Below are 4304 nucleotides of genomic sequence, written 5' to 3'. Positions count from 1 at the left end.
GAAGAGGAATACCGTGCACATCCTTTATCCCTTTCCTACTACCTACTTGCCTACTATTTCCTCCTGAAAGTAGGAAGTAGGAGAGTAGGAAAGTAAGAAAGGTATTATCTAATTCTATCTAAAGATTAATTATCTGCCAGATTTTCAATCCATTTGGGATATATCTGAAGAAGTGAGTAGGATGCTTATAGGTTTAATCAAATCAATTAAGAGTAAAATAGTATGAAGTATTTTCCCTTCTTCCTACTTCCTACTTGCTTGGTATGCTGAATAGTTACGTAATCGGTTAATTGGTAACTAATTACCATTCACCAGTTACCATTTACCAAATACAAGGAGGTAAAAAATAATGTTTAAAAAATGTATTTTCTTGATTTTAATTAGTTTGAGTCTTATTGGTGAAATAAGGGCTGAAAGCAAAGAAGGAGTTGAAATTACTGTCTATAATCAGGATTTAGGGTTAGTTAAGGATAACAGATGGATAGAGTTTAAAAAGGGTGAAAATATCATAAGATTTACTGATGTTGCTTCATTAATCGACCCAACATCAGTTCACTTTAAAGCCACAAAATATGAAGATAAGGTTAAGATTCAAGAACAAAATTATGAATATGATTTAGTCAGTGCAAATAAACTGTTAGAAAAATATGTAGATAAGTCAATTCAAATAATTACAAAGGACAATCAGCTCTACGAAGGCTCGTTATTAAGTTTTGATGATAAGCACATCATTTTGACCAGGGATAAGACAAAAGGACCTGTGGTGATGGTTAATCTTGAGAATGTAAATGATATAAAATTCCCTGAATTACCTGAAGGATTAATGACCAGACCTACACTTATGTGGGGAATAATTTCGGATATTGGTGATAAAGATTTATGTGAATTGACTTATCTCACCAAAGGGATGAAGTGGTATGCAGATTATGTGGCAATCGTTGATGATAAAGATGCAAGTTTAGACTTGACGGGCTGGGTAACTATTGATAATCAAAGCGGCACGACTTATAGAAATGCCCGGTTAAAACTTATTGCTGGAGATATTCATTTATTAAAACCAAAAGAACCAACAAGGGAAATAATGTATGTGGGGGCAAAAGCCGCAGAAGACGGAGGATTTAAAGAAGAACCTCTATTTGAGTATCATATTTATACCCTTAGTAGATTGACAACTTTAAAAGATAAGCAAACTAAACAAATTAACCTTTTATCCAGTAATAACCTTTCTTGTCAGAAGACTTTTATTTATAATGGCGCCCGATATGGGAAAAAGGTTCAAGTGAATTTAGAATTTGTGAATTCACAGAATTATGGATTGGGAATACCACTCCCTAAAGGTAAATTCAGGGTATATAAAGCAGATAAAGAAGGTGCCTTGCAGTTCATCGGTGAAGATGAGATTGACCATACCCCAAAGGATGAAGATGTTAGAATTTCCATCGGAGAGGCATTTGATGTGGTTGGAGAACGAAAGATTATCAGCCGTCAAAAAATAACCCCGCAAATCCGTGAGGATACTTATGAAATAGAAGTAAAAAACCATAAAGACGAAGATATTGAAGTTTCAGTCATAGAATCACAATACGGCACCTGGAGTGTAATAAAAACTACCCATGATTACAAAATTAAAGATGCCAATACATTAGAATTTAAAATTAAGGTTAGAAAAAATGATAAGGAAACAATAAGATATACAGTTAGATGTGAGTGGTAAGAAATAGTTTTTTAGTGTGAAGGAAGATTGCGGTTAAAAATGGGTGGAGCCGTTTTGGAATTGAGATTGGAATCTCCAATTGCTAATTTCCAAAGAAAACGATGAAAATAAAATATCCTGATTTATTAGTTTATGTCGATGGTAAATTTATCCCGGAAGTAAATGTGTTCAATATAATTGAGCCAGATGGCTTATTTGAGAGTTTAATCTTTAAAGAAGGTAAGATATTTAAGTTAGAAGAACATTTACAAAGATTATATGATGGGGCGAAAGTTATAAAAATTCCTTTAGACAAAGATAAATTAATCCTGGCGATTCATCAGACGATTAAGAAGAATAATCTTACTAATGGTTATATTCGAATTAGTGTTTTTAAATCCAGCCTTCAGATAATCGTTAGACCTCTACCACAATATCCTGAAGAAATATATACTCAAGGAGTTTCAATCATTACCGTTCCTACCAGAAGACACTTTATAGAATCAACTAATCCGCTGGTAAAATCATCTAATTTTGCGGCGAATATTATGGCTAAGATAGAGGTAACCTCCCATTTTGAGGCAATAATGTTCAATAAAAATGGTTATGTGACCGAAGGAACAATAAGTAATATATTTGTTTGTAAAAAAGGGAAATTAGTCACTCCTCCGATTTATTTAGGGTTATTAAGGGGTATAACCCGAGATTTTATCATAGAATTAGCCCAAAAAGAGCAAATTGAGGTAAAAGAAGAAACAATTACCCGATTTGACCTTTACTGTTGTGATGAGGTGTTTTTAACCTTTACATCAGCAGGAATTGTGCCGGTAATCCAGATAGATGGACGAATTATAGGCAATGGACACCCGGGTATCCTCACTCAAAAATTACGGTCTTTACTACATTAAATTATCATTGACAATAATATTTATCTATGGTATTATAAAAACAAATGAGGAGAACGATTTTTCTTCTAATAAATATCTTTGTTATTTCCAACACATGGGCAGAGGATATTAATATTTTTGCCGATAATGCTGTCTGGAACCGTAAAGAAGAAAGCACAATCCTGACAGGGAATGTTTTGATTACTAAAGGAAGTATCTCTATTTCTTCAACAAAAATAAAGGTAATTGGTAAATTGTCAACATTAGATGAGATGATAGGTGAAGGGGAGGTAAAGGTTGTTGATAAAGAGAAAAATATTTACCTTACTGGTGGTTATCTGAAATATCAGAAGCCGATTGAATATATCCTTATTACTAACCAGCCTAGATTAGAATTAAAAAATGAAGATGTAACGATTACTGCAATGAAAATGGAAGGGTTTTATAAAAAAAATGAGTTTGTGATAACAGATTTGGTTAAGATTATTCATCAAGATACGATTGCTACTGCTTCAAAAGCCATCTATTCTGATGATAAAAAAAGATTAGAATTAATTGGTCAGCCGCAGGTAATTCAATCAGAAAATAAACTTGTTGGTGAAAAAATAATCTATTATGTTAAAGAGGATAGGTTTGAGGTAATTGGTGGAGTAAAAGCGATATTAATGAAGAAATAGGGAGTAAATATGTCTGTTCTAAAAACTAATGATTTAATCAAAAACTACGGCTCAAAACGGGTCGTGAATAAGGTCAGTATTGAGGTTAATCAAGGTGAGGTTGTTGGTTTATTAGGACCAAATGGTGCGGGAAAAACAACCACATTTTATATGGTTACAGGACTAATCTCGCCTGATTCTGGCAATATCTGGCTTGATGAAATAGAAATTACCCACTTACCTATGTACCAGAGGGCAAGAAAAGGCATCGGCTATTTAGCCCAGGAACCTTCTATATTTAGAGGATTAACTGTTGAGGAAAATCTATTAGCCATTCTGGAAACCATCAAGATGACTTCAGAACAAAGAAAAATAAGATTAAACGAATTATTAGAGGAATTAGGCATTGCTCATTTAGCGAAACAAAAAGCCGTAACCCTTTCTGGAGGGGAACGAAGACGATGCGAGATTGCCCGCTCGTTAGTTACCTGTCCTGACTTTATGCTTTTAGATGAACCTTTTGTCGGCATTGACCCGATTGCCGTCGATGATATTCAAACCATTGTCTCTCACCTTAAAGAAAAAGGATTAGGCGTGCTGATTACTGACCATAATGTTCGGGAAACATTGGAAATAACCGACCGCACCTATATTATGTATCAAGGAGAAATACTTCTCTCCGGGACTTCTCAAGACCTGATTAATGACCCAAAGGCAAGGGAAATATATCTGGGTGAGAAATTTACTATGGCCGGATAGAAAAGGATAGTGAAAAATGGATGAAGGAGAAACGCTCATAGCCCTGTAGGGCACAAAGGAAGATGAAAATTAAGGGACTCGGGACTCGGGGCTCGGGATTCGGGAATAAAAGAATCCCTTAATTCCCCGCCAGCGGGGAGATAAAAAAATAAAAATCTGTGTCCTCTGCGAAATCTGCGGATTATTTTCAGGAGAAACCGTCATGCCCCTGCGGGGCACAAAGGAGGATGAAAATTTTGCTTGAATTTCCAGCTTCCTTGTGTTATTCTTACTAAGAAAGAGGCAAGGAGACTTGCCCAAAAGAAATAA

General features: G+C 34.9%; 4 protein-coding genes. All 4 read left to right on the top strand.

The genetic code is table 11. The features are described 5' to 3' along the window. Positions 1-349 precede the first annotated feature (349 nt). The 4 genes from AB1414_16400 to lptB all read left to right on the top strand — a co-directional run bounded on the left by AB1414_16400 (position 350) and on the right by lptB (position 3995). The gene (locus AB1414_16400) at positions 350-1714 is read left to right on the top strand and encodes a DUF4139 domain-containing protein (GenBank protein ID MEW6608999.1); all 1365 of its coding nucleotides are present in this window, start codon (positions 350-352) and stop codon (positions 1712-1714) included. Positions 1715-1815: 101 nt separating this feature from the next. Continuing rightward, a complete protein-coding gene (locus tag AB1414_16395; GenBank protein MEW6608998.1) occupies positions 1816-2601 on the top strand; it encodes an aminotransferase class IV in 786 nt (261 codons plus the stop codon). A 44-nt stretch (positions 2602-2645) separates the two neighbouring features. Continuing rightward, entirely contained in the window at positions 2646-3257 is a 612-nt protein-coding gene (locus AB1414_16390) for an LptA/OstA family protein (GenBank protein MEW6608997.1), read from the top strand. 9 nt (positions 3258-3266) lie between these two features. Next, positions 3267-3995 carry an LPS export ABC transporter ATP-binding protein gene (gene lptB / locus AB1414_16385; protein MEW6608996.1) on the top strand — a complete coding sequence of 243 codons (729 nt, stop codon included), beginning with the start codon at positions 3267-3269 and terminating at the stop codon, positions 3993-3995. Positions 3996-4304 lie beyond the last annotated feature (309 nt).

It is taken from the genome of bacterium (genome assembly GCA_040755795.1).
Lineage (GTDB): Bacteria > UBA9089 > CG2-30-40-21 > CG2-30-40-21 > SBAY01 > JBFLXS01.
Note: the sequence above shows the minus strand (reverse complement) of the source record. Positions and strands in the feature narration are given on the sequence as shown.

Excerpts from the sequence above, each read along its gene's own strand:
- AB1414_16390 (MEW6608997.1), top strand. The coding sequence starts at position 2,646 with ATGAGGAGAACGATTTTTCTTCTAATAAATATCTTTGTTATTTCCAAC.
- AB1414_16395 (MEW6608998.1), top strand. The coding sequence starts at position 1,816 with ATGAAAATAAAATATCCTGATTTATTAGTTTATGTCGATGGTAAATTT.
- AB1414_16400 (MEW6608999.1), top strand. The coding sequence starts at position 350 with ATGTTTAAAAAATGTATTTTCTTGATTTTAATTAGTTTGAGTCTTATT.
- lptB (MEW6608996.1), top strand. The coding sequence starts at position 3,267 with ATGTCTGTTCTAAAAACTAATGATTTAATCAAAAACTACGGCTCAAAA.